The sequence below is a fragment of the Blastocatellia bacterium genome (genome assembly GCA_035573895.1).
In the GTDB taxonomy this organism is placed as follows: Bacteria; Acidobacteriota; Blastocatellia; order HR10; family HR10; genus DATLZR01.
In genome coordinates this window covers 48,582-73,476 of sequence record DATLZR010000105.1, presented here as the reverse complement: position 1 = coordinate 73,476, position 24,895 = coordinate 48,582, and the positions used below count along the sequence as shown (strand labels likewise).

Annotated in this window: 15 protein-coding genes and 1 tRNA gene; 9 read left to right on the top strand and 7 right to left on the bottom strand. The window is 57.6% G+C overall.

Going from position 1 to position 24,895, the window contains the following annotated elements:
* Window positions 1–125: 125 nt before the first annotated feature.
* From VNM72_10255 to proC, 6 genes are all read left to right on the top strand, one after another.
* Window positions 126–527, top strand: coding sequence for a cytochrome c (locus VNM72_10255; GenBank protein ID HXF05781.1), 402 nt, complete (start codon window positions 126–128; stop codon window positions 525–527).
* Between the two features lie 183 nt (window positions 528–710).
* Window positions 711–787: transfer RNA gene (locus VNM72_10250), tRNA-Arg, on the top strand.
* A gap of 181 nt (window positions 788–968) precedes the next feature.
* Window positions 969–1,709 (top strand): 1-acyl-sn-glycerol-3-phosphate acyltransferase, encoded by a 741-nt coding sequence (locus VNM72_10245; protein ID HXF05780.1) that lies wholly within the window; start codon window positions 969–971, stop codon window positions 1,707–1,709.
* A complete protein-coding gene (locus tag VNM72_10240; protein HXF05779.1) occupies window positions 1,706–2,926 on the top strand; it encodes an MFS transporter in 1,221 nt (406 codons plus the stop codon). Before VNM72_10245 ends, VNM72_10240 begins: the two co-directional genes overlap by 4 nt.
* A 161-nt stretch (window positions 2,927–3,087) precedes the next feature.
* A complete protein-coding gene (thrC, locus tag VNM72_10235) occupies window positions 3,088–4,449 on the top strand; it encodes a threonine synthase (GenBank protein HXF05778.1) in 1,362 nt (453 codons plus the stop codon).
* Window positions 4,450–4,701: 252 nt separating this feature from the next.
* Entirely contained in the window at window positions 4,702–5,517 is an 816-nt protein-coding gene (proC, locus tag VNM72_10230) for a pyrroline-5-carboxylate reductase (protein ID HXF05777.1), read from the top strand.
* Window positions 5,518–5,580: 63 nt separating this feature from the next.
* Here proC and VNM72_10225 read toward each other — a convergent pair whose 3' ends face one another.
* The gene (locus VNM72_10225) at window positions 5,581–6,948 is read right to left on the bottom strand and encodes a sugar phosphate nucleotidyltransferase (GenBank protein HXF05776.1); all 1,368 of its coding nucleotides are present in this window, start codon (window positions 6,946–6,948) and stop codon (window positions 5,581–5,583) included.
* A gap of 214 nt (window positions 6,949–7,162) precedes the next feature.
* Window positions 7,163–8,122, bottom strand: a complete 960-nt coding sequence (locus VNM72_10220) for a methylenetetrahydrofolate reductase (protein HXF05775.1) — start codon at window positions 8,120–8,122, stop codon at window positions 7,163–7,165.
* A 358-nt stretch (window positions 8,123–8,480) separates the two neighbouring features.
* On the opposite strand from VNM72_10220, the gene VNM72_10215 reads away from it, so the two are divergent.
* From VNM72_10215 to VNM72_10205, 3 genes are all read left to right on the top strand, one after another.
* Complete coding sequence (locus tag VNM72_10215) at window positions 8,481–9,104, top strand: hypothetical protein (GenBank protein HXF05774.1); 624 nt, start codon at window positions 8,481–8,483, stop codon at window positions 9,102–9,104.
* Window positions 9,101–13,111: a DVUA0089 family protein gene (locus VNM72_10210; protein ID HXF05773.1), complete on the top strand. Its 4,011-nt coding sequence runs from the start codon at window positions 9,101–9,103 to the stop codon at window positions 13,109–13,111. The genes VNM72_10215 and VNM72_10210 overlap by 4 nt, the downstream gene beginning before the upstream one ends.
* Window positions 13,112–13,504: 393 nt before the next feature.
* Window positions 13,505–17,476, top strand: coding sequence for a GAF domain-containing protein (locus VNM72_10205; protein HXF05772.1), 3,972 nt, complete (start codon window positions 13,505–13,507; stop codon window positions 17,474–17,476).
* A 77-nt stretch (window positions 17,477–17,553) separates the two neighbouring features.
* On the opposite strand, the gene glmS is transcribed toward VNM72_10205, so the two are convergent.
* The 5 genes from glmS to VNM72_10180 form a co-directional block, all read right to left on the bottom strand.
* Window positions 17,554–19,419 carry a glutamine--fructose-6-phosphate transaminase (isomerizing) gene (gene glmS / locus VNM72_10200; protein HXF05771.1) on the bottom strand — a complete coding sequence of 622 codons (1,866 nt, stop codon included), beginning with the start codon at window positions 19,417–19,419 and terminating at the stop codon, window positions 17,554–17,556.
* Between the two features lie 111 nt (window positions 19,420–19,530).
* Window positions 19,531–20,790 carry a right-handed parallel beta-helix repeat-containing protein gene (locus tag VNM72_10195; GenBank protein HXF05770.1) on the bottom strand — a complete coding sequence of 420 codons (1,260 nt, stop codon included), beginning with the start codon at window positions 20,788–20,790 and terminating at the stop codon, window positions 19,531–19,533.
* A 327-nt stretch (window positions 20,791–21,117) separates the two neighbouring features.
* Window positions 21,118–22,131: a GDP-mannose 4,6-dehydratase gene (locus VNM72_10190; protein HXF05769.1), complete on the bottom strand. Its 1,014-nt coding sequence runs from the start codon at window positions 22,129–22,131 to the stop codon at window positions 21,118–21,120.
* Window positions 22,132–22,628: 497 nt separating this feature from the next.
* On the bottom strand, window positions 22,629–23,651 hold the full coding sequence (locus VNM72_10185; protein ID HXF05768.1) for a DUF362 domain-containing protein: 1,023 nt from the start codon (window positions 23,649–23,651) through the stop codon (window positions 22,629–22,631).
* Window positions 23,620–24,849, bottom strand: coding sequence for a glycosyltransferase family 4 protein (locus VNM72_10180; GenBank protein HXF05767.1), 1,230 nt, complete (start codon window positions 24,847–24,849; stop codon window positions 23,620–23,622). Before VNM72_10180 ends, VNM72_10185 begins: the two co-directional genes overlap by 32 nt.
* Window positions 24,850–24,895 lie beyond the last annotated feature (46 nt).

The window sequence follows — 24,895 nt, the reverse complement described above, 5'->3', positions numbered from 1 at the left end:
TCGCATTCGCTGCAAACTGGTGCTGTGACATGCAGCCCCAGCCTGTCGGGCAGCAGTTCCTTCCCAGTGCACCCGTTCCGTCCTCTTGCCTGAGGAACGAGCGGAAGAGAGCACAACGTCATTTCGTGTTCGTCGCTCATGCATCATCTGGCCTTCGGCAAGAAGGGCAACCATCTCGCTCTGTATGGGACGGTGTCTATACTGAAGAGCAAGCCAAACGCGGCGAGGCGCTCTATCAACAGGAATGTGCACTCTGTCATCTGGCGACATTGACCGGCGGAGAATCGGCGCCTCCCCTGGCGGGAGCAGATTTTCTCTCGAACTGGAATGGTTTGACGCTGGGCGACCTGTTCGAACGACTCCGCATCAGTATGCCGCCGGACCAACCCGACCGATTGAGCCGGCAGCAAAAGATCGAGATTCTCGCCTATATGCTCAGCGTGAACAAATTCCCGGCGGGATCACGGGAGCTTCCACGTGAAACCTATGCGTTGAATCAAATTCGGCTCGATGCGACTAAACCCTGACGGCTCACCGGCGGGGAAGAGATGGAGAGCGTCCTTCGTCGGGAAGGAACGTGTTGCGTTGAGCGCCGAGCGTGAAAATCGGTGTGAACCAGCGACACGAGAGAGCCCCCAGGGAAGGTCAGCCAAGGGAAGTTCTAGACAGAGGCGCCCGTGTGGTGCTATCCTTGCTGCGAGTTGACGGGTGCGCCCGTAGCTCAGTTGGAGAGAGCGTCGGCCTCCGGAGCCGAAGGTCGCTGGTTCGAATCCAGTCGGGCGCGCCATTTTCTTTTTCACCTGGAGCAATTACACCGTGCTCACCGACTTTTGCCGCATCCTCGTGCCGAGTTCCTTCCGAGAAATCGTGACCCAGGGGAGTCATCACCTGCCGACCCGGGGTCCAGCGATTCTGGCAGCAAATCATCTCAACTCGTTACTTGGCCTACTGGTCCTCCTCTTTTTCCCATGCTCTATCGTCTGCAATTTGTCGCTAAAGCGTCGCTTTTTTCCGTTCCGGTTCTAGGCTTTATGTCAGGAGGATTCCGGGGTCCGGTCATGCGACGTTCAAACGCCAATCTTCCGGAAGACTACCAAACATTCTTCGCAGTATGCGTTGAAGCGACCGCCCCGGGTAACGTAGTCGTCATATTTCCCGAGGGCCGTTTGCTTCTTCATCCGGCAATGACCTTATTGTCAACGGGAGCCGCCCGACTCTTCTCCCTCCCCTGTCAACGAGGGATGGATACGCTAAACATTCCTGTGGGGTTGAACGGCGAGCAGGGAGCCATTCCTCGGTCGCCCGTCCTGATCTCCATCACCCCACTGATTGATGCTCAGGCGCAATGTATTCGGTATCAACACGCGCGTGACAAGGCCGTCCGTGAACTGACGTTGGCGATCGCTCAGTCACTTCAGCACTACGCCTTTCAGGCGGGGTCCTTTCGACACCAGACATTGATGCCCCTGTCCGAGCGTCTCCGTGGCCGAACCGCGTATGGTGTTTCCCGTTTCACGCTATTGTTTTTTGAAAGGTATAAGGGTGAAGCGATGCCGACAACTTTTGCTCATCGGCGCAGCGGGCGGACGGCCCGACGAGCGGAGGATTATCTGGCCCGATTACGTCAGCAAATCATCACCCTGATTGATGCCCTGGAGGCGCGGGTCGGACGTCAGGCGTCAAGCGATACCTCACCGGAGGCTCAATGAACAAGCAAACCATCGCCGCCTGGTGCCTGTTCGATTTCGCCAACTCGATCTACTACGCCGTCATTCCAGCGACGATCTGGTCGGCCTACTACGCCACGGTAATCGTCGGCAACGAATCGGGACAGGGAGACCTCTGGTGGGGGCGGGTGATCTCTACATCCATGCTGGTGATCGCAGTGACTTCCCCTATCATGGGTGCGATCGCCGATGTTATCGGGATTCGGAAGCGACTCCTGATCGCCTACACGCTTATTGCGGTCACGGCGACCTGTTTGCTTTCGACCGTTGAAGCGGGGATGGTCTTTCTCGGATTTATCCTCTCGGTGATTTCTTATATCGGGACTGAGGGGGGACAAATCTTTTACAATGCGTATTTGCCGGAGATCGCGCCGCCCGATCGCCGGGGCCGCGTATCAGGCTGGGGATTTGCCGTCGGCTACGCCGGTTCGATGATGGCCCTTCTCATGGTACTTCCGCTCATTCAGGGTGGTCATCTGGCACCGGCGTTTCTCCTGGTGGGCACGGGATTCCTCGTCTTCGCTCTTCCGGCATTTCTCTGGTTGCCGGCGGATCGGCCAAATTACCAGAGCATCCTAGGGGTTGCGGGTGCGGGCTGGCGCATGACGCGAGAGACTCTTCGGTCTCTCCGCTATCTTCCACAGGTTCGGCGATTTCTCCTGGCGTATTTCTTCTATGAAGACGGCGTCAATACGGTGATCAACACGGCTGCCGTTTTTGCCGCCACGACGCTCGGCTTTCAGTTCGCGGAACTGATCGGTCTTTTTGCGACGGTCCAACTGAGCGCCCTCATTGGAGCCTGGCTCTGGGCTAAGCCAACGGACGTGCTCGGTCCGAAACGGGTTGTTCTGATCATGCTCGTGCAATGGGCGGCAGTTGTGACGCTGGCCTATTTCGTAGAGACGAAGACGCACTTTTTCGCCATCGCCGTTCTGGCGGGATCAGGCCTGGGAGCGGTTCAGGCCGCATCACGAGCGTTCATGGCCTCGCTCATCCCTCCAGGAAGAGAAGGCGAGTTCTTCGGGCTCTATGCGCTGTGCGGCAAGACGGCTTCGATTATGGGACCTCTCGTCTTCGGAATGCTCTCCAGTCACACCGGTGGGAATCAACGGCTCTCGATTCTCTCGGTCATTGCTTTTTACGTGATCGGAGGACTCCTTCTTTGCCGGGTTCGTGCCGGCGGACCTCCCAACCGGTGATGATTTGAGGATGGAGATCCCGTTCGACCAATCAGCCTGGCACGATGTCACAGGCGCGTTCGGTAAAAGGCACGATCTTCGGGATCACCGATTGCTCTGATTCACCGGGCAGTGATATGTTTAGGCTGGACGATCTTCAACGAACGTGCGAGAACGACAACATGACCGAAGCAACACACCAGCCGCCCTGGCCGAGCCGGTTCTGGCGCGAGGCGTTTATACAGTGCAGCAACCCGGAGTGTCGGCAAACATATCCGCTCGATGCCAAACTGTTTGCCTGCCGCTATTGCGGTGATCTCGTGGCAGTGGAGTATTCTCCGGAGACGCTACCGCCGACGTATTTCATTTCGCTCTGGCGGGCCCGTCGGTTCTCCGATGATCCCCTTGATCAAAGCGGCGTCTGGCGATTTCGCGAGCTGATGCCTCCGCTCAAGCGGAGCGATATCGTGACGCTTCGCGAAGGCAACACGCCCCTGTATCGAGCGAGATACGCAGCAGACTATGCCGGCGTGGCGGATCTAACGCTGAAGCATCTGGGTTTGAATCCGACCGGCTCCTTCAAGGACTACGGGATGACGGTGGCGCTGAGCCACGCGAAAGCTCTCGGAGCCCACATCGTCATCTGTGCCTCGACGGGAAATACCTCGGCTTCGGTGGCCGCCTATGCAGCACGCGCGGGAATCAAAGCCGTCGTGCTTATTCCTCAAGGACACGTGGCGATGGGGAAACTGGCCCAGGCGCTTGAATTTGGGGCGATCACACTCCAGGTCAAGGGAGCTTCGTTCGATGACGTCTTGCGCCTGGTGCGTCAGCTCGCGGAGTTACCCGAGATCTATCTGCTTAACTCGCTCAATCCCTTTCGTATCGAGGGACAGAAGGCCATCCTCATCGAACTGCTTGATCAACGGCAGTGGGAAATTCCCGACCACATCGTCTTACCTGGAGGGAATCTCGGCAATGCGGCAGCGCTCGGTCGGGCTCTGGAGGAACTGCGGCATCTCGGACTTATTTCCCGTTATCCCAGGGTGACGATCGTACAAGCTGCTGGTGCGAGTCCACTCTATCAGACGATTCTGAGCGGCAGTCCGACGATCTGCCCTGTCTCCGCGCCACGAACGCGGGCAACGGCCATCCGCATCGGCCATCCGGTGAACTGGAAACGCGCTCTTCGCGTGATCGAAACGACGGGAGGATTTTGCGAAGTCGTTGACGATACTGAAATCGCCGATGCCAAAGCTGCCATCGGCCGGGATGGAATTGGGTGTGAACCGGCTTCGGCAGCCACCCTCGCGGGGATTCGCAAATTGCGGCGACAGGGAAAAATCAGTCCTGATGAATCCATCGTCGCCCTTCTCACCGGCCATCCGCTCAAGGATGTCGAGTACACGGTTGCCTATCACACAAGGACATTGACCGACGAACTCACGGGTCAGCTTGTTGTGGGGCGCTTGGTAAATTCTCCACGCGAGGTGGACGCTCGTCTTGACGCTATCCGCCGGGTCCTTTACGATGAAGACTCATGATGAACCAGAACGCATCGCGCATCCGTCGGTGGAGCTTTGAGGTGAACCCGCCCAGGCCGCGCTGGCCCCGAAGAGGCGCACGCCTCTTGCGGGGCTAATCCTCGGCCCGGGAGGAACGCGGTCGTCGGATCACTTCCCTTCCCGCTTTTCTCCTTTTCCTTAATTTGAGCCTGTGATCCTTCCCTTCGTGCGGTGGATCTTCTCGTGGATGGGAGGTCGCCGCGCACGATTCGTGTCATCGGAGGTGAGAAAATGCTACGACAGAGAAAAATTGCCATCATCGGCGCGGGAAAAATCGGCGAGGCGCTCATTCGAGGGATGCTGACGGCGGGAATTGTCTCGCCAGAAAATCTGATCGCGACCGCACGACGGCCCAGCCGATTGGACTATCTGGCCGAACAGTATGGGATCAGTACGACTCTCGATAACGGACAGGCGGTGGATCGGTCCGACCTGATCATCCTCAGCGTGAAACCTCAAACGGTAGCGGAGGTACTGGAGGAAATTCGTCTGCGTCTGCTGTCCCATCATCTGCTGATCTCAGTGGCTGCCTCGGTGAGCACATCTTTTATCGAAAAGACGCTCAACGGCCCTGTGCCGGTTATCCGCGCCATGCCCAATACGCCCTGCATCATTGGCGCGGGCATGACGGGGCTCTGCGCGGGCCAATACGCCACACGGGAACATCTTCGACTGGCCGAAACATTGTTCGGGGCTGTGGGACGAACGATCGTTCTCGACGAACGGGATCTGGACGCCGTCACGGGATTAAGCGCGAGCGGGCCGGCGTTCATCTACATCATCATCGAATCTCTCGCTGAAGCCGGCGTCAAAGTCGGGCTCGCTCGCGAAGTGGCGACGGAACTGGCGGCGCAAACGACGCTCGGCGCGGCACTCATGGTGCTGGAAACAAAGGAGCATCCGGCCAAATTGAAGGATGCGGTGACGACGCCCGCCGGGTGTACGATTGACGGCATCCTCGAACTCGAAGAGGGAGGATTGCGCGTCACGCTCATCAAAGCGGTGGTCAGAGCGACCGAACGTGCTCGCACACTGATTCGGGAGTGATCCTATGAGCCGACACGGGGGCAAAAGCCCTGTGTAGCGGAGAGCACATGTGCGCTGCCTGGATCAGATCACCGTGTCATCGGGGATCACGGCGTCACGGGGAATGACAATGAGACCGTCGCGAATATAGTAGTTTGTGCCATTGGCATAGAGAACTCCCGCTTCATTGAGGATTTTCACCCGCGACCCGATGCGCGCATCGCGATCAATAATAGCGCGACGGATGATCGTGTTGTCTCCGATGCCAATGGCCGGCACTCCCCGTGTTCGATCCTCGGCGATCTCCTCAGGGGACTGGATATAGCTGGCGCCGAAGGTGATCACGTCCTCCAGCCGGGTGTTGACGCCCACGCGCGTTCTCAAGCCAAGGATCGAGTGGCTCACCTCGGCTTCGGCTAAGATCGAACCGTCGCCAACCAGCGAATCACGAATGCAGCACTCCCGAACTTTCGCGGGCGGCAGATGGGTCGGTCGCGCGTAGATTGGCCTCTGAGGGTCGTAGAGATTCATCCGGGGAAGCGGATCAAGAAGTCGCATAGACGCGTGGTAATAAGCCCCGATCGTCGCAAGATCGTCCCACACTCCCCGATGGAGATAGGCCATCACATAATACGACGTGACGGCCTGGGGGAGTATTTCCATGCCGAAATCAAAAGCCATCGGGGCGGCCTCCAACAATGTGCGCAAGACCTCCCGCTTGAACAGGTACACTCCTGGAGACGCCAGATAGGATTGGGCCGACGGCGAGCGTCCAGCATCCGTTGCCGGAGATTCTTTAGTTCCCGTGGGACCATTGTGCTGGCGAAACTCCAGGCTCGCTCCGCACCAACGCATGAGTTCGAGCACGGGCCCCTTGGGTTGTTCCTCGAAGCGGATCACCCGTCCGCTCGAATCTGTTTGCACCAGTCCACAGTGTGGGGCACGCGTTTCGTCAACAGGCACCACCGGCAATGTGATCTCCGCTCCCGATTCCCAGTGTCTCCACACCAGGTCCCCCAGATCCAGGTCCCAGATCTCATCACCGGCAATGACGAGGTAGTCCGTCGCCTTCCATTGATCGAAATATCGCCAGGCGCGACGAATCGCATCCGGTGGGCTCTGAAGCCACTCCGTGCTCTCGAAGGTTTGCTCGGCTGCCAGCACCTCAACGAACTCTGCCGGTTCGGCAAATGAGCTGAAGCGATACCCCTCCATGATATGGCGATTGAGGGAGGCAGAGTTGAACTGCGTCAGCACGTAAATCCGTCGCAGTCCCGCATTCAAACAAGCGCTCAGCGGGAAATCAATCAACCGATATTTCCCGACAAACGGAAGAGCTGCCTTTGCTCGATCCGCTGTCAGGGGAAACAACCGCGCTCCAGGATTGAGTGCGAGGACAATGGTCAGCACTCGTTCCCCCAAAAACAGAGGCCCATGACCTGATGAAGCCATCGCTCTCCTCTGACAATACCTGGCACAGGCGCTCGGCCCAGGCCGGGGATTACGAACCGGGGCGCTCCGGGCACATCTTTTGCCTCAAGGACGGTGAAAGATTCATCTCCGACTGGCTCAGCTCAAGATAAGCACTGATGGGTCTTTGCGCCAGTGGTCTTTCCGCATGGATCTGGCCGTCTGAGGTCACCTTGGAATGAGTGCGTGATCGTTGCTATGATCGCCAGCTTCGCAATCCGTTGTAATAGTCAATCTCCTCGGGGTCCTCGATCCGATATTTTTCCCAGATTGTCGCATGACCCCGCACGGCGCGGAGAATTTCGGCAACCGATGTCACATCCTGGGGGAAGATGATGTTGAAATTGATCCCGGGAGCACCATGAGCTACAAGGCGGTGGGCAATTTCAATAGACATCTCAACGCCTCGTTTTCGCGCATCATCGGGGCTCGCTCCGTCCAGTCTGCGCTTGATCGCCTCGGGCACAGGGATGTGGAGCCGACTTTCGAGAAAGAGGCACCGCCGCAGGCTCGTCAAGGGGATGAGGGACGGGACGATGGGAACCGTTACGCCGGCCCGGTGAGACGCGGCGACGTACCGAACATACCGTTCGGGATCGGTGACAATGTTGGCGATGATCCCCTGCGCGCCCTGGTCAATCTTACGTTTCTGATAGGCGAGGTGCTTGGCTAGCGATGACTCCGGATATTCGGGATGCCCGGCAACGAATATATCTATCGCTTGCCCGTTCTGACGGCAGTAGTCGGCAATAAGACCAACCAGCTCCACCGTCGAAAACTTGTACGAGTCAACGGCCGTCGAGTTCCCCGGCGTCGGATCCCCCCGAAGGACGAGTACATCTGAGACGCGTTTCTGTCCCATCTCGCCAATGTGCGTGTAGAGACTTCGCACCGATCCCTCATCTCGTGAGGTCAGATGAATGATGATGGGAATGTCTCGCAACCAGGCGCGAATCGTATCCACCACCGCCAGCGGATTGAGACGAAAGCTACCGCCGGTACTGTTGGTCACGGCAATGCCGTCAATGTCCAGGTCTTTGAGCTGTTCAACGACCTCGCTCATTTTCACCATCGTCGTATAGTTTACCGGCGGACTGATCTCAACGGTGAAAACTCGCTCGCCGTTGCTCGCTTTGAGTACGTTGATGAGCGCCATTGCTATCGTCCCTCGAACCAATCGCCAAGCGGACTTTATACCAAATCCTCACCTACCGGTTCAAGAACCTCTCCCTAGTAGAGGAACGGATCGCGAAGGGTCGGCCTCGATCCGAAGAGGCCGACGGCACTGCGCCGTGAGACCTCTCCGACTCAGGAGAGCCTTTCTCTCTCAAGACATCCGACAGTGACGATCACCGCCATCTCTGGGTGCTACGTGACGAGGACACGACCCGCTTGACGTGAGGCTCTCTTTTTCCTCTGCTTGCTGACGCTCGATGACTTCGATAGCATCAGGGGTGGTTATGAGACAGAGAGAGACGCAATCCACTGATCCAGGCATGAGGAGGCGCACAGCCATGAAGCGACGGATCGCGCTTGGACTCGCCCTCGGCATTATCCTCGTTGGCCCAAACGCGGAGGCTCAGATGACACAGGCGACGCTTGCTGAGCTTGTCGCGGAGGCCGGAACCATCATCGCCGGCCGCGTCGTCGAGGTCCGAGAAGGGCGGCACCCGCAGTATCACAATATCGTGGTGACATTCGTGACGCTTGAAGTTGCTGAGATGTTCAAAGCAACAGGTCCTACTCGGTTAAATCCCCCGGGTCCATCACGACTCACGTTTATGCAGTTCGGAAATCCGCGCACGCTCCCGGTCCATGATCTTCCCCATTACCGGCCGGGAGAGGAGGTCGTTCTCTTTCTCTACCCCGAAAGTCAGTATGGCTTCACGAGCCCGGTTGCCGGAGGACAGGGAAAGTTCATCATCGAGCGTGATCGCCAGACCGGCGCCCGTCAGGTGGTCAATGGCATTAACAACTGGAATCTCCTGCGGGGGCTGGATTCGGAGCACCTCAGTCTGTCCCGGACGGAGCGCGCCGCTGCCGCTCAGATGCGCGGCGCCATTTCTTACGAAGTCTTCGCCTCACTGGTGAGAAAACTCGTTGGCTCGATGACGGGGAAGGAGAGTTCAATACGATGAGAATTTACCGTCCTTCTGGTTTTGTGCTGGCGATCCTCAGTCTCGCCAGCCTGTCCTCTCCGGACGATCGGTTCGTGCGCGCGGGGGGACCTTTGCTGACGACGCGCACCGGGCGCGCCTTTGTCTGGAATGTCTCCCGCCCCATTGCATACACACCTGACCAAGGCCCGCTGGGCCCCCTGACCAATGATCAGGCCGTTGCGCTCACCCAGGAAATTTTCTCGATCTGGGCGAGCATCCCGACAACTACCATTCGATTTCAACCTTCGGGCCAGCTCCTGACGACGGATGTGACCGGAAGCAATGTCATGTCGGTTCTCGATGATCTGGTCGAGGATTGTCGGGCCGGGCGGGGGTGTGTCAATCCTGTCATCTTCGATAGCGATGGAAGCGTGACCGATGCCCTTCTCGGGATCGGTTCCCGGCGGAGGGTCGCCGGGTTCGCTGGGCCTCGCGTCCTGTCATCGCTGCGCATCCTTCAGGGAACGGTTACCATCAACGGGTTATTTGCGAACCAGCAGGATCGGCTCCGGGGAATCATGGTGCATGAGGTCGGTCACTTCGCCGGTCTTGACCATACCCAGATCAATCTCGATGCGGTCTTCGATGGCAACCCAGGTAACGACGACACCGTCCCCACCATGATCCCGGTCTTCACCTCCAGCTTTCGTGTCGAGACCTGGGCTACGCCGAAAATTGATGACATTGCCGCAATATCTAGCCTCTATCCGACGACGTCGTTTGCTCGAACTACAGGAACGATCCGCGGGCGAATTCTCTACCCCGATGGTGTCGGTTTCATGGGCGCTAACGTCATCGCCCGTAAGGTTGACGATCCCCAGAGGATTGCGGTCTCATCGGTATCCGGTTTTCAGCACATCGGGACGATCAGTGACAAAGAATGGGATCTGAGGTATCGCGGATCAGACAACCCTGACCTTCTCGGCTTCTATGAGATTCGTGGCCTCCCGCCGGGGGAGTATACGGTTGAGATCGAGGAGCTTGACGGAAGTTTCACCGGCGGCTCCAGCGTCGGCCCGCTCGATCCTCCGGCATCGTTGCCTGGACCGCCAGAATTTTACAGCGGTGATTCCGAATCTGACGACGATCCGCCTCAAAGCAAAGCGACGGTTTTTGTAGCGGCGGGCGCTATCGTGGACAACATCAACATCATCCTCAATACACGGGTCTCTCGGCCCGCGAATGACCGCTGCGATCAAGCTACTATCATCAGTGGGCCTTCTTTCACCGATCGGATCAATGTCTTCGAAGCCAGCACGGACAAAGACGATCCCCGGCAATCCTGCGCCGAAGATCGCCTCAATAGCCACAGCGTCTGGTATCGCTTCACACCGCCCTCAAACGGAACGATCACGGTTTCAACAAACGGCAGCAGCTTTGGATTTGATACGGTGCTCACCGTGTATACCGGCACCTGTTCGATGCTCCGAGAGGTAGCGTGCAACGACGATGATGACGTTGGGACGAAATCCCGCGTCAAGATGGACGTCATGGCGGGAACGACGTACCTCATCGAGGTCACCAAACTTGGCGGTCCACTGACCCGCATCTTCGATGCGAATTTGGTACTCACGTTCACGTTCACAACTGGGGCGACGGAAACCGAGAGTCCTCAAGATGCGGGGGCGACGGCGTCCACAACGGCGTCCGAATCCGCGATGAGTCAATTTGTTTCCGAAAGCGAACCAAATAACAGCATCACCCAGGCCGATCCGATCACGCCACCGGTGACCGTCACCGCCACGCTCGATCCCGCAGGAGACACCGATTTCTTCAGCTTCTCGGGGACGCAGGGTCAGCAGGCGACGATCACACTCACGGCGCAATCGCTCAGCCCCGGAACGGGGATTGATACGGTGGTGACGCTCTTTCTGAGCACCGGGCAGCAGATTGGTGAGAACGATGATGCCGGGCCGAGTACGCTCGATTCGCGTTTGGTTGTAACGCTCCCGACGACGGGCCGGTACGTCTTCCGCGTGCGGGATTTCAACGGTCGGGGAGGGCGCAACTTCGTTTATCACGCGCAGGTCGTGCTGAGCGGTGCACAACCGCCCCCTCCTGGCAATGCCGAATTTGAACCCAACAACACTCCGCCTCAAGCCAACACGATCTCGCCCGATGTGACCGTTCGGGGGATTCTCAGTCCAACGGGTGACGTGGATTTCTTCACCTTCTCGGCTAACGCCGGCCAACGCCTGCGCATTGACGTGGATGCTCAGACGCTCACACCCCCCTCGGCAGCCGATACCGTCATCGAACTCTTCGGGAGCAATGGCAAGAAAATCGCCGAGAACGACGATGAAGCGCCGGGACAGCTTGATTCCCTTCTGGAGGTTACTCTCACCGAAAGCGGGCGTTTCTTCTTCAGCATTCGGGATCTCAACAATAAAGGAGGCAGCGCCTTCACCTATCAGGTCACGGTGCGTTTGACTGGCGGTGGTCCACCCGGACGTCACGTCGAGTCCGAACCCAACAATACCATTGCTCAGGCTGATGGGGTAGTGCCCGACGTGACGGTTGCGGGAACGCTCGATCCCGGCGGCGATGTGGATTTCTTCGGCTTCGATGTGACTTCGGGTCAGACGATTACAGTAGAGATTCGGGCCCGATCTCTCACACCGGCATCGGATGCGGATACGGTCATCACTTTGTTTGACGGCCGGGGCAATCAACTGGCCGAAAATGATGATTTCGGTGGATCACTTGATTCGCGGCTCGATTTTTCCGCCACCACTTCGGGACGAGTCTTCCTTCGCGTGCGCAATTTCGGCCCCAAGGGCGGCCCCACTTACACGTACGAAGCTGTCATCACCCGTCGGGGTGTTATCCCTCCACCGCAGATCAACACCGAAAGCGAACCGAACAATTCAACGGCGCAGGCCAATCCCATCACGCCGCCGGTGACAGTTCGAGGAACGATCAATCCCGCCGGAGATGTAGATTTCTTTGTCTTCGATGGTCGTCGAGGCCAGCAGCTTTTGGTGGACATTGATGCGCAAACCCTCACGCCTCCGTCGTCGCTCGATTCCGTCGTGACGCTCATGGACAGTCGGGGGAATCAACTGGCGGAGAACGACGATGCTGACGGGTCGCTCGACTCGCGCCTTCAAGTCACCCTTCCCTCGACGGGACGCTACCTCATTCGCATTCGCCATTTTGATCAGAAAGGAGGTCCAGCGTACACCTATAATGCCGTTGTGACCTTGACCGAACCTGGTGGAGGGCGACTCCCCGTGACCGAGCAAGAACCAAATAACACCATTCAGCAAGCGAATACCATCACCCCGAATGTCACCATCAGTGGCAGCTTCGGCCAGTTCGGAGACACTGACGTTTTCAGCTTCAGCGGCCGCGCGGGTCAGCGAGTGACGATCGTCACGCGGGCGGATCGGCTGGCGCCTCCGTCTCCTGCTGACACCGTCGTGAGCGTGCTCGATGCAGGGGGACGCCAACTGGCTACCAATAATGACGATCCGCGCGGCGGAACTCGCGATTCCTTCCTCGAAGCTACGCTCCCCTCAACCGGAACGTTTTTCGTCTCCTTGCGCGATGTCTTTAACCGGGGCGGAAAATCCTTCGTCTACGAGATGGACGTGACTCTGATGGGGACTGCCGGAACCTCTGTTGAATCGGAACCGAACGATACCTTCGCCTCAGCCAATGACATTGATCCCGAGACGACGATTTCGGCGACGATCAACCCTGCTGGCGATGTGGATGTTTTCTCGTTCGAGGCTCAGGCGGGGCAATTCATCACGGTTGACGTAGATGCCCAGTCACTCTCGCCCCCGTCTCCGGCGGCGATCAAAATTGAACTCTTTTTCCTCAATGTGAAGCTGGCGGAAAGCGACGGCTCATTTCTCTCACGCGATCCGTTGATTGTCTTCATTGCTCCTTTTGGCGGGCGATATTTTATCCGTGTGACGGAGACAGAGGGACTCGGGGGGCCGTCATTTGATTATCAGGTGAGCGTAAGACTCCCTTGATCCCGGCGTATCGGTCGGGAAGCAAATTCACGCCAAATATCAGTATTCTGAGGCCGACTGAAGCCCTTTTTCTCTCAACGGTGAGCCAGCAATGATCGCATGCCACGAGCGAAAGATAGAGTTGATTTATCCTCTCGCATGTGTTAATAGTGTGAGGCGAAAGAATAAAGGGGGGTTGAGCAGTGGTGATACAGGTCGTCGCGGGTAGGATATGCCGGAATAAAGTTCTGGCTAAGGAATCCTCAAAGGCGTTACTCCTATGCTCGGTCGGAGAGGGTCAGTAAGTGAAGGTTGCGTTTATCGAACAAGGATCCGAAGGAGAAGACCTTGCAGGAGGGAGTTCGTTCACTCTGATTTACCCGAAAACTGTCACGCTATGGATGAGGGTGTAGTATGGAAAAATCAGGGAAACGTCGCGCGCGAAGGAGAGACACATTGTTCGAGCGCCTCTCTCAGGTGGGAGCGACGCCTGGTGTTGATGTGAATGCCATCTGCTGTGCTGTAGTTGAGATTTTGGCCGAGCAATTTGGTGTTCCTATCGCACGAGTTGACGAGATCAGCGGACAGGGAATCCTTTGCCGCGCCTGTTACGACCGCGGACAGATCTTCAGCGAGAGAAGGGAGTCGCTTCAAGGGACGCCCGCAGAGGTCATTTTGCGCGAGAAGAGATCCTACCTGACCGTTCGGTCCCAGGAGGAGTTTCCCGGGGACGAGTATCTTCGTCAGCGCGGCATTCGCGTTTATGCAGGAGCACCGGCGTTTGATCCGGAGGGTGCGGTTCACGCTATTGTCAGCATCATGAGTGATCGGCCTCGGAAACTCTCTGACCGCGACCTCGATCTGTTGCAGATCACGGCTCAATGGGTCGGTGCGGAGATACAGAAAGCCAGGCTGATCGAAGGAGAACGTCAACGTGCGCGGCATGCTTCCACCCTGCTGGAGATCGTTCGCACCATTAACTCGGAGATTGAGTTTAAAGAGGTCCTCAAACGGATCGCCCAGGCCACTGTAGATGCCATCGGTGCGGATCGCTGCAACATCCTTCTGTTTGACGAGCAACGTCGTTATCTTATTCCAACCATCACCATCTCTGATGTTGGTGATCGGCAATTATGGGAGGCTTTTCGCCGGGATGCGGTGATCCCCCTGGAGCAGGTTCTCGAATTGCAGTCTCAGTTGTTTGATCGGGGCGTCATCACATTTGATCGGGCGGGGGAGAACCCTCTGTTGCCCCGGGATCTGGTGACCCGTTACGGCGCCCAGTCGGTGGGATTGGCGCTCCTGCGATCATCCGACGGGGAGCCGCTTGGGGTTATGATCGTTGACTACTATCATGCCCCCCATAAGTTTTCGCCCGATGAGATCGAATTGCTCGCGACCATTGCGCACGAATCGGCGCTGGCCATCACCCAGGCACGACTCTATCAGCGGGCAGCACGGGCCAGCTTCGAATGGCGCACGACGTTTGACGCCATGTCCGATGGTATCTTCCTGTTCGATCTCACCGGACGACTCAAGAGAGTGAATCGAGCGGGAGCGGCTCTGCTCGGGCGTGAATTGAAATCACTCATCGGAAGCCCCGCCGAGGAGATCCTGGGGCTTCTCGGAATGCCAGACGTCTCCATCGCGGCGCTTCGCTCCCTCAATCGTCGGTACGAGCAGGAATTAATGTACGGAGACCGTTACCTGCTTCTCAGTTTTGAACCGATGAGAGATCAAGAGCAGCATTTCACGGGAATGGTCGTCGTGGCCCGCGACATCACCGAGCGCAAACGCACTGAAGAACGCGAGCGAGTGATCCAAAGGCAGACGCAGTTTCTGCTGGAAATGGCTCAGGCCTGCGGGACGGTGCTTGACGTGGAGGCCCTGCTTCATTTGATCGTCAGGAAGGTTGCGGAATTTTTCGGTGCCGATCGCTGCTCCATTTACCTCATGGATGATGAGGGCGAGCGCGTCGTTCGGATCGTCAATCACGGAGCGAGTGAAGAAGCCAGGCGCCTGATCGAGTCGCTCGTCGGGACTGAAATCCGCAGTTTGACGATCGGCCGGCTTCTCGTGGCATCAGACCAACCGCTGGTCGTCGAGGATCCGCAGGAGCACGAATTCCTCCCCGCGGATCTTGTCAGGCAGTTGAGTATTCGCTCCTACATGGCGGTGCCGCTCTGGGATCGGGGGCGGCTGCGGGCGGCGCTTTTCATCGTTTATACGCGCCAGCCACATTGCTTCGCTCCGGAAGAGGTGGCTCTGGCCGGAGCCATCGCCGCCACAACGGCCACCGCGATCTCGAACGCGCGACTGTATGAGCTGACGCGCGAAGCGGAAGAACGATATCGTGCTCTCTACTGGATCTCTGAGCAACACCTCAGACAACTCGCAGCGCTGGAAAAGGTCAACCAAGATCTGACGGCGGCGCTCGACCTCACGCATATCTTCGAAAGCGTCAGTGAAGCCAGCCGCACCCTGTTCGGGGCTCAGCGCACGAGCATCTTTCTCCTGTCCGCCCAGGGGAATCGCTCCGTCTGCGCCTATGCGATGGGACTATCCCCTTCTTTTCTCGAGGCCGTGGGTCATTTTTCACCCTGGAACCTCGATCCGTCCGTCGTCCCCGAACCGGTTCATGTGGCTGATGCCTTGAGCGACCCATCTCTGGAGGCGCTTCGGCCGGTCATTGAATCCGAAGGCATTCGGTCGCTGCTGGTGATCCCTCTTGTCTATCAAGGCCGGCCCTTGGGAACACTCGCCCTCTATCACAATTCCCCTCGGACCTACACGACGGAAGAGATCGAACTGGCTCAGGCGTTTGCCAATCAAACGGCCATAGCCATCAATAACGCCCGGCTCTATGAGGAATTGAAAGCGTCCGAGCAGCGATACCTTGACCTCTACGAGCGTGCACCGGCGATGTATCACACCACCGACCTCGACGGGATCATCCTCGAATGCAATCAAACGGAAGCCGATGCCACGGGATACGCCAAGGATGAGCTGATCGGTCGCTCGATTTACGATCTCCTGCCGGAGGATTCCGCTCAAATTTTACGACAGCGGTGGCCGGAGCTTCTCAGCGAGGGATGGCTGGAAGGGGTGGAGTTTCAGATTCGGCGGAAAGATGGTGATTTGCTCTACGTCACCTGCGACACGCGCGTCATGTACGATGATGAAGGGACGCCGATCGGCCTGCGATCAATTCTTCGAGACATCACCGACCGAAAGCGACTCGAAGAACAACTTCTGCGATCCCAACGCATGGAGGCTGTCGGCACGCTCGCCAGCGGCATTGCCCATGATTTTAATAATCTCCTCACCGGTGTCCTGGGTTTTGCCTCGCTGGCCAAAACGCTGGTCCAGCCAGAAGATGAGTTATACGAACATCTCGATATGATTGAACGATCAGCCCTCCGGGCCACCGAACTGACGCGACAGATTCTCACCTTTGCCCGAGGGAGCCGTCGTCAGACGCACGCCGTCAAGATCAACGATGTTGTCGAGGAAACACTGGAACTGGTGCGACGGGGCGCGGGCGCCGAGATCACCATTGAGAAGCGACTGGCGACACCACTGCCTGTGATCGAAGGAGACCCGGCTCAGATCCAGCAGGCCTTGCTCAATCTCTGTCTCAACGGCTGTGAAGCCATGCCCCAGGGAGGCACCCTGACGGTCGAGACGCGCTACGAGTGGATTGAGGACCCCTACATTCATCGCCTGCCCGATGCCAAGCCCGGCCCCTACATTGTCATTTCCGTCAGCGATACCGGCATCGGCATGGACCAGGCCACGCAGGCGAGAATATTCGATCCGTTTTTCACCACCAAAGAACCCGGCAAGGGGACCGGTCTGGGACTGGCCATGGTTTACGGCATCGTGAGAAACCACGACGGGTTCATCAACGTCTACAGTGAACGGGGTCATGGCTCGACCTTCCGCATCTATCTCCCCGTCCGAACTTGGACCGAGCCGGAAAGCGTCAACACGCAGGCGATCTCTGTTAAAGGAGGGACGGAGACGCTGCTCGTTATTGACGACGAAGAGTCGGTCCGCCGACTCGCTCAACGCATCTTCCGCGCACTGGGGTATCGGGTCTTTGAGGCTGAAGATGGCCAGCGGGGACTGGAGATCTTCCGTCAGCACAAGGAGGAAATTGATTTGGTGATCCTCGATCTGACCATGCCCCGGCTGGGCGGGCTGGAGACATACCGCGCGTTAAAAGCTGAGAACCCGCGGCTGAAGGTCATCCTGTCAAGCGGCTACACGCAGGAGGGAAAGGCCGACATTGTCATGCGGGAAGGCGCGTCCGCCTTCGTCCAAAAACCCTACCAGATGCAGGAGCTGGCCATGACCGTTCGGCGTGTTTTGGACGAAGACTAAGGCGACATCGCCGCCGAATCTGAGCAACTGATGCTCCCGCTTCCTTCCCTTAACAAGGGTCGTCCGCCCGGATCCAATTACTCCACCGTCACGGATTTCGCCAGATTGCGCGGCTGATCAACATCGCAGCCTCGCAGGACGGCCACATGATAGGCCAGAAGCTGTAAGGGAACGACTGCTAGGACAGGAAGCAGCCAGGGGTGCGTTGGTGGTACGCGGATGAGATGCGCTCCGACGTCCTCCCCGCAGTCCTTCAATGCCACTTCATCGGTCTCGACGACGACCGCTATCAGTCGTCCTCCCCGAGCCCTCACCTCGACCATATTGGAGAGCGTCTTTTCGTAAAGGATACGGCCATCGGTCTCCGACCGATCGAATGCATTGATGACGATCACCGGCAGCGTCTCGTCAACCAGCGCAATCGGGCCGTGCTTCATTTCACCCGCCGGGTACCCTTCCGCATGGATGTAACTCAGCTCTTTTAGCTTGAGCGCTCCCTCTAGCGCAACGGGATAATTTAGCCCCCGGCCGAGATAAAGAGCATGGTGTACCGAGGACATCGAGCGAGCCAGCGCCACGATGTCTTCTTCCCGCTCAAGGAGTTTTTCCAACCGCACGGGAAGGGCGTGAAGATACTCGATCAACGACCGGGCCTGCTCTGGGGAAAGGCGCTGGCGGAGCTGGCCGAGTTTCACCGCCACGAGCAAAAGAAGGATGAGTTGCGTGGTGAAAGTCTTCGTTGAAGCGACCCCAATTTCTGGCCCCGCATGGGTATAAATCACGCCATCGGCTTCGCGGGTAATGGTTGAGCCGACGACATTGGTGACCGAGAGGACAGGAGCCCTGCGCTGTCGGGCCTCGCGCACCGCCGCCAGCGTATCGGCCGTTTCCCCCGACTGGGAGATGGCGAGCACGAGATGGCGCTCATCAACCAGAGGATGGCGATACCGAAACTCGCTCGCATACTCGACAATCACCGGCAGGCCCGTCGCTGCCTCGATCACATTTCGCCCGACGAGCCCCGCATGGTAGCTCGTTCCGCAAGCGACGATGGTTATTCCCTGGATGGATCGCTGGAGGAGATCATCGCAATCAAAATAAATGAGGGCCGATTCCACGGAGGTGTAGGCTTTCACCGTGTCGCGAATCGCCCGTGGCTGCTCGTGAATTTCCTTGAGCATGAAATGGCGAAAGCCCCCTTTCTCGGCCTGGACGGGATCCCAGCCGATCATCCGAATCTCAGGAGACTTCTCCCGACCGTGAAAATCCAGCAGTCGAATACCCCTGCGGGTGAGATGAACCAGGTCTCCATCGGCGAGAAAGGAGACACGGCGCGTGAAGGCGAGGAGCGCGGGAATATCGGAAGCGACCCAGAATTCTCCATCCCCCCATCCGACGAGAAGAGGAGGTCCCTGCCGGGCAGCAACGATCTCATCGGGAGAACTGGAATCTATCACGGCGAAAGCGAAGACTCCCTGCAACTGCTCAACCGAGCACCGGACGGCCTCGACGACATCTTTCCCACTGGCACGATAAACTTCCACCAAATGGGCGATCACCTCCGTATCGGTCTCTGAAGCGAAACGATGTCCCTTGGCCTCCAGCCGCCGTTTGAGCACCAGGTAGTTCTCGATGATCCCGTTGTGAACGACGACGATGCGCCCGGAACAATCCCGATGAGGATGAGCGTTCTCTTCGCTCGGTCGCCCATGCGTGGCCCACCGCGTATGACCGAGACCACAGGTTCCCTCAACAGGGTCCGCGCCAATTGCTTCCTGGAGACGATGAAGTTTCCCCTGCGCTCGACGAACCTGGAGACGACCCTCCGCATCAATCACAGCGATCCCGGCCGAATCGTAGCCGCGATACTCCAATCGTCGCAAGCCGTCGAGCAGGATCGGAACTGCCGATTGATGGCCGATGTAGCCAAAAATTCCACACATAAGGGGAAACCAATTAGCCGGCCCACCTCCTCCTGGACCATCGAGGCAGCACGATCTGACGCGGCTTCTCTCCCCGGACGCCAGGGTTCACGCGATAGATTTTATCGCGTTTCACGCTCCGGCGTTACTATTGGGCGACGTCCGGAAGGGACACACCATTACCTGCCCCTGACTCGTTCCGCAGTCAACGTTTATGGCATCAATAGGGAGCCCGCTACCACCGCCACCAGGACCGTTGCACCGGGATCCGGTGGCTTCGGGACAAATGGCTCCCGCATCAGTGGAATCAGGTCCTGTATTGGCCCCCCAGTAATTGTTTCGCGCATCAAGTGCGTACCCAGCTGATCCGAAAAAGAGTCCCTTGTACCCGGCGGCCTTGCAAGCAGCGAGGTTACTGCAGGTGATGTTGTTGTTGTTAATCACGGGCGTTTCACTGCTATCGTGCCCGGGATCAACGACGATGCCGAGAAAATTATCCCGGATAACATTGGCCAAAATTTTCGCCCCGGGTGAACCATCCACGACGATACCGCGTCCCGGAACGCTGGGGTTGGAGAAGTTGATGACCGTGTTTCGTTGGACGGTAACCGCCTGTCCTCCGACGTTGTCATCGCCCCAACCGAGCGCGATCCCGACCATGCTTCCCACCGACGGGCCGCCGCCATCAATCCTATTGCGGTCCACGACGACCGTTGCGGAGTCGAGAATGTCGGTTATAACAATGCCTGCGCCGACTACCGTGTCGCGCCCACCAATGTCATTATTTCGAATGGTAGCCTGAAGACTGTCGAGGATGTCCCCATCAACGATAATGCCAAAGTCAAAGTGGCCGCGTGAGATCGTGTTATTCAAAAAGAGATAGGGTCCCCCCGACTCGTCAAACAGCGCGATTCCTCCTTTGAGGTGAGCTGAGGGAGAAGTCCCCCGGATGCGACAGCCGCGCACCGTCAGAGGTTTTCCATCACCTGTCCCGAGATTGGCGTTGCTGAGAATGCCGATGCAGTTTTCCGGAACCTCGATGGTAAGTCCAATAAGCAGAACACGACCGTTGCGACTGCTTGCATCAATGACCGCCTCATTCGCCGGGCAGCTTGGAACGGAGATGGTCGCTGAGCCCAGGGGATTCGACTGTCCCACAATGGTGATCGCTCCGGGGGCAAGTGACAGGTTAACGGCTTCTTCCAACCTCCCGGCGACGAGAAGGACATCGCCACCCCGAGAAGCCGCCAGCGCTTCATTGATCGAGGAGAAAACCGTTCGCGTCCGCCGATTGAAAACGCGTCCGGATCCTTGAGTCAATACCTGGCCCGGGGTGATGAGAAACATCACCAGCCAGAGCATGAACGCGAGCGTGAACATCTTCCTGAACATGGTCTCACCTCCTTACGAGAACTCGCATGAGTGCGCTTGTTCACACAAATTCAGAACAGCGGGAACACGTGGCGTCAACTGGAAAATCGCTTGATTGGTCCCTGTCGTTTCAGTCCTCTGATGCGAGCCGTACCTTTTCAAAGATCAAGGGGCCATTACCCCGGCGGTTCGACAACGCAGAATAAAGAGCTCATCGCCAACTGTCAAGACGAAACTCATTACACACACAATGGAGCTGTCAGCGGATCACCGATAGAGGCCTCTCGCACCAGAATCGAGGTTCGAATCCGACCGAAGTTGGCCGGAAAAAAAGCAAAAGCACAACCCTTAGGCGTATTTTTTCAAATTGCTGCCGTAGCCAACGTGAAGCAAGTCGGCCTCCTTTTCCTTATAGTAAGCGACGACCCGAGCTATGATTTGGGGCAGGGTCATGGTCGGTCTGTATCCGATGAGCGATCTGATCTTGGTCAGATCCGGAACGCGCCGAGACATGTCCTCGAATCCATCTCCGTAGGCGCAGTCATAGGGAATGAGGACGATCTCCGACGGACTGCGGGTGATGCGCTTGACCAGATGAGCGACATCCAGAACCCGGACTTCCTCATCGCTGCCGACATTGATGATCTCCCCGACGGCACCCGGATGACGAATCAGTTGAGCCAGGGCCTGTACGACATCGCCCACCCAGGAGAAACATCGCGTTTGAGTTCCGTCGCCATAGACGGTGATCGGCTCGCCCCGCAGGGCCTGGCGAACAAACGTCGGAATGACCATCCCGTACCGGTCTGTTTGTCGGGGACCGACAGTATTAAACAACCGAACGATGACGACCGGGAGCCCCCGTTCTTTCCAGTAAGCGAGAGCGAGAAACTCTTCGATCGCCTTTGAGCAAGCATAACTCCACCGGGACCGGGCCGTGGATCCGAGTACCATATCGTCGTCTTCCCGGAACGGAATCTTATGCGTCTTGCCATAAACTTCGCTGGTCGAGGTGATCAGCACCTTCTTTTTCTTTCGCGCCGCCAGCTCCAAGACGACTTCGGTCGTTTTAATATTGGTCTCGATAGCCCGCGTGGGGCTTTCGATGATCAGTTTGACCCCCACGGCGGCTGCCAGATGAAAGACCACGTCCGCCCAGTCAATCAATTCGGTCATGAGGGACCGATTGAGGACGGTATCAATCACATAACGAAAGCGAAAATCTGATTTCAGATGCTCGATATTCTTAATGCTTCCCGTCGAAAGATCGTCAATGATCGTGACTTCCTCGCCCTCGACGAGAAGTTGTTCCGCAAGATGAGAACCGATGAAACCGGCTCCCCCCGTGATTAAGCATCTCATATCCGGCATCCTCCTCCGAAAAGCGCTGAGAGCCAGGGCATCTTGCCTGCTCTTTTGTTTCCGAAAGATGCCCGCAAGATGCGAGCGCTCTCAGGTTTTCATCCTTTGTGGTAGGCTCTTGCGCCCGAGCGATTCCATCGGCACGGAAGCTCCCCCGCGTGGCGCTGGTTTCGTGTCGCCCTACGACCTGATAGATTCCAGGGAAATTTTGGGGAGCGCCCGATAGAGGGCGATTGTGAACCAGCCCTCACGCGGGCGCTGCCCCTGTTTGCCCCCCTCTCGTAGCGAACGTGAGCTCACACACGCCCCTCGCTAACACTGACTATTTATCGGCTTGCCCCAGACGATATCCAAGCTTGCTTCTTAACTTCCATATTTGTCGCTATAGTATGCCCCTCTTTCAGCACACGGATCAACCGGTCAACCACCGTATTTTTAACAAAAAGGCGGAGTATTTTAGATAAGACATGACTAAAAAATCAATCCCGAGGACACTATTATTTTTCGTCCGGCAACATCTCCAGATCCTCGAAAAGGACTCGACGGACGACAGGGATCCGGCGGAGGCGGTAGTACAACCGGTGCAACGGTTCGGCTAGCATCGAGTCATAAATAAGCCGCGTGCCGAGCCGAGTGCGGAAAGCCGCCAGCGTGATCCACTGATGGATCGTTCGCTCCAGACGAAACCGATGATGGCGAAACCGGTCAATCCCCTGGTTGAGATGAAGGTCCTCGAAGGACTCAGGAAAGACTCCATCTTTCCAGGCCACACGATAGGCCCAGAGGGACCGCAGATCAATGTTCATGATCCGAGAGCAGACGAGATCGCCAGCCCCGAGATCATTGGCGGCCACAAGCAGATTCATTGACACCGGCATTCCCACAAGCGGGCCTGATCGGTCAAGAAAATACATGCCGTCGTAGAATGCCGCTTGTGGTCGCAAAATCTTATGGATTGCCACAATCATTTCGGTGAATTGGGGATGGTAGCGCAGGCGCATGGGCGACGGGAGGCATCCCCACTGGTTTTTCAGCGCCAGGCTCACTCCCGTCATCGCATGAACTTTGGGTACCGGCAGACTGATGAAAACATCCACGCCGCCAACAAGAAGAGCAGGAAGTTCGACGTTCACGCACTTTCCCCGGACGATCGTTTCCGCGATGACCGTCGGTTCTCGGCTGAGGTTAACCAGGCGGACATCGAACCGTCTCGCCAGCTCGTACAGCCCGTGTCCGGCAAAGGCTTCCTCTGCACGAAAGCTGTGATAACCGCCATCGGATTCGCCGATGATGATACGATTCGTCCTTTCTCGGAGGACTTCGACCACAGCCGCGATGAACTCCGGACGGGTGGTGACCCCGGGTGTCGGTCCGGGTGAAGTCAGATTCGGTTTGAGGAAGACGGTCGCTCCTATCGGAATAATCTGTTCTCCTCCGATGAAGGCAAAGGCATCGCGCACTCGCTCGATAAGCCTGCCTGTGATCACCTCACCGGCGACGTAGACTCGTTTTTGTTTCACGGCTAACTCTCTCGATGATCCACTGGAGGCGCTCGGCTACGACCGTCGGATGATGCACGCGCTCGTATCGCCGGCGCGCGTTCCCCTGGAATTGTCTCAGCCGCTCGGGGTTGGCGACGAGGGCTTCGATTTTCTCGATCAGTGTTACCGCATCTCCCGCCGGAACTGTGAAACCCACTTCGCCCGGAGGACAGATTTCCGGCAGAGGATCGAGATCAGAGATGATGATGGCCGCGCCGTGGGCCATTGCCTCAACAGCCGAAAGGGCATAGGTATCGGCATGGGTCGGCAGGACAAAGATGTCCGCTTGAGCCATCAATGCCATAACCTCATCATGAGCAAGCAGAGGCCAGAGGCGAACTCCGGAAAGGGTTTCGATCTGCCTTCGCAACGGGGCTGGTGGGCGGCTGACGATGTCCAGCCGCATCTGAGGATACCGGCGCCTGATATGACGATATGCCTCGATGACTTCCGGCAATCCCTTGAGTTGCGCATTCACACCGACGAAAAGCAGACGTATCACCCCATCCTCCAGCGAAGGCTTGAGGGGCAGGCTTTCGCTGCGAGGGAATACCGGAGCCGGAGCCAGGAAGGTTTTCTCCTCAAGTTCGGGACACACGGAGAAAAGATTTCGAGCGCACGTCTCGGTCGAGATCAGCAGGGCATCAGCCCGGCGGCCCAGAACACGAAACAGGTGAATGACGTCCTCCACGGTCCATCGCCGGCCATTGTAGCGATCGTAGTAGACGGCCGGGGACAGCCCCTGCGTGCTCCAGATGATCGGAGGCGATGAGGCCCCTGACACCCAGGGGAAGAGAATATGCGAGAGCAGGACATCCGCCCGCTCAAGAGCTGGACCGGGAAGAGAAATAAGGCGTGAGGCGAGAAACAGGGTCCGTCGCACCTTTTCCGGTTGCCAGCGATAACAGAGTTTTTCCACAATCGTGCGCATGATCAGATGGTGACGTCGCACCCGATGTGACGGAAGGAGATGAAACCGCAGGGTGTCGGTCGTGAGCTTCAGCCAGTTACGGTAGAGCGAATAATCTCCTCCGACTGACTTCAGCTCTTCTGCCGTCGCATTGAGCACGACATGGAGCGGCCCGGCGTCAGGGATGGTTCGAGCATCCATCGGACGGCTGCATAAGGACCGAGCGAATCCGGTCACCGGTTGCTCCGACGCTCTCTGAGCGTGCACGCGCGACCTCCTCAGCGTTCCCGGCTATCCCAAGCCATTCCCGGAG

Bases quoted from the DNA above. Each gene is read 5' to 3' on its own strand.
- VNM72_10215 (HXF05774.1), top strand. From the start codon at position 8,481: ATGAAGCGACGGATCGCGCTTGGACTCGCCCTCGGCATTATCCTCGTT.
- glmS (HXF05771.1), bottom strand. From the start codon at position 19,419: ATGTGTGGAATTTTTGGCTACATCGGCCATCAATCGGCAGTTCCGATC.
- VNM72_10190 (HXF05769.1), bottom strand. From the start codon at position 22,131: ATGAGATGCTTAATCACGGGGGGAGCCGGTTTCATCGGTTCTCATCTT.
- VNM72_10195 (HXF05770.1), bottom strand. From the start codon at position 20,790: ATGTTCAGGAAGATGTTCACGCTCGCGTTCATGCTCTGGCTGGTGATG.
- VNM72_10205 (HXF05772.1), top strand. From the start codon at position 13,505: ATGGAAAAATCAGGGAAACGTCGCGCGCGAAGGAGAGACACATTGTTC.
- VNM72_10220 (HXF05775.1), bottom strand. From the start codon at position 8,122: ATGGCGCTCATCAACGTACTCAAAGCGAGCAACGGCGAGCGAGTTTTC.
- VNM72_10245 (HXF05780.1), top strand. From the start codon at position 969: ATGCTCTATCGTCTGCAATTTGTCGCTAAAGCGTCGCTTTTTTCCGTT.
- thrC (HXF05778.1), top strand. From the start codon at position 3,088: ATGACCGAAGCAACACACCAGCCGCCCTGGCCGAGCCGGTTCTGGCGC.
- proC (HXF05777.1), top strand. From the start codon at position 4,702: ATGCTACGACAGAGAAAAATTGCCATCATCGGCGCGGGAAAAATCGGC.
- VNM72_10240 (HXF05779.1), top strand. From the start codon at position 1,706: ATGAACAAGCAAACCATCGCCGCCTGGTGCCTGTTCGATTTCGCCAAC.
- VNM72_10225 (HXF05776.1), bottom strand. From the start codon at position 6,948: ATGGCTTCATCAGGTCATGGGCCTCTGTTTTTGGGGGAACGAGTGCTG.
- VNM72_10210 (HXF05773.1), top strand. From the start codon at position 9,101: ATGAGAATTTACCGTCCTTCTGGTTTTGTGCTGGCGATCCTCAGTCTC.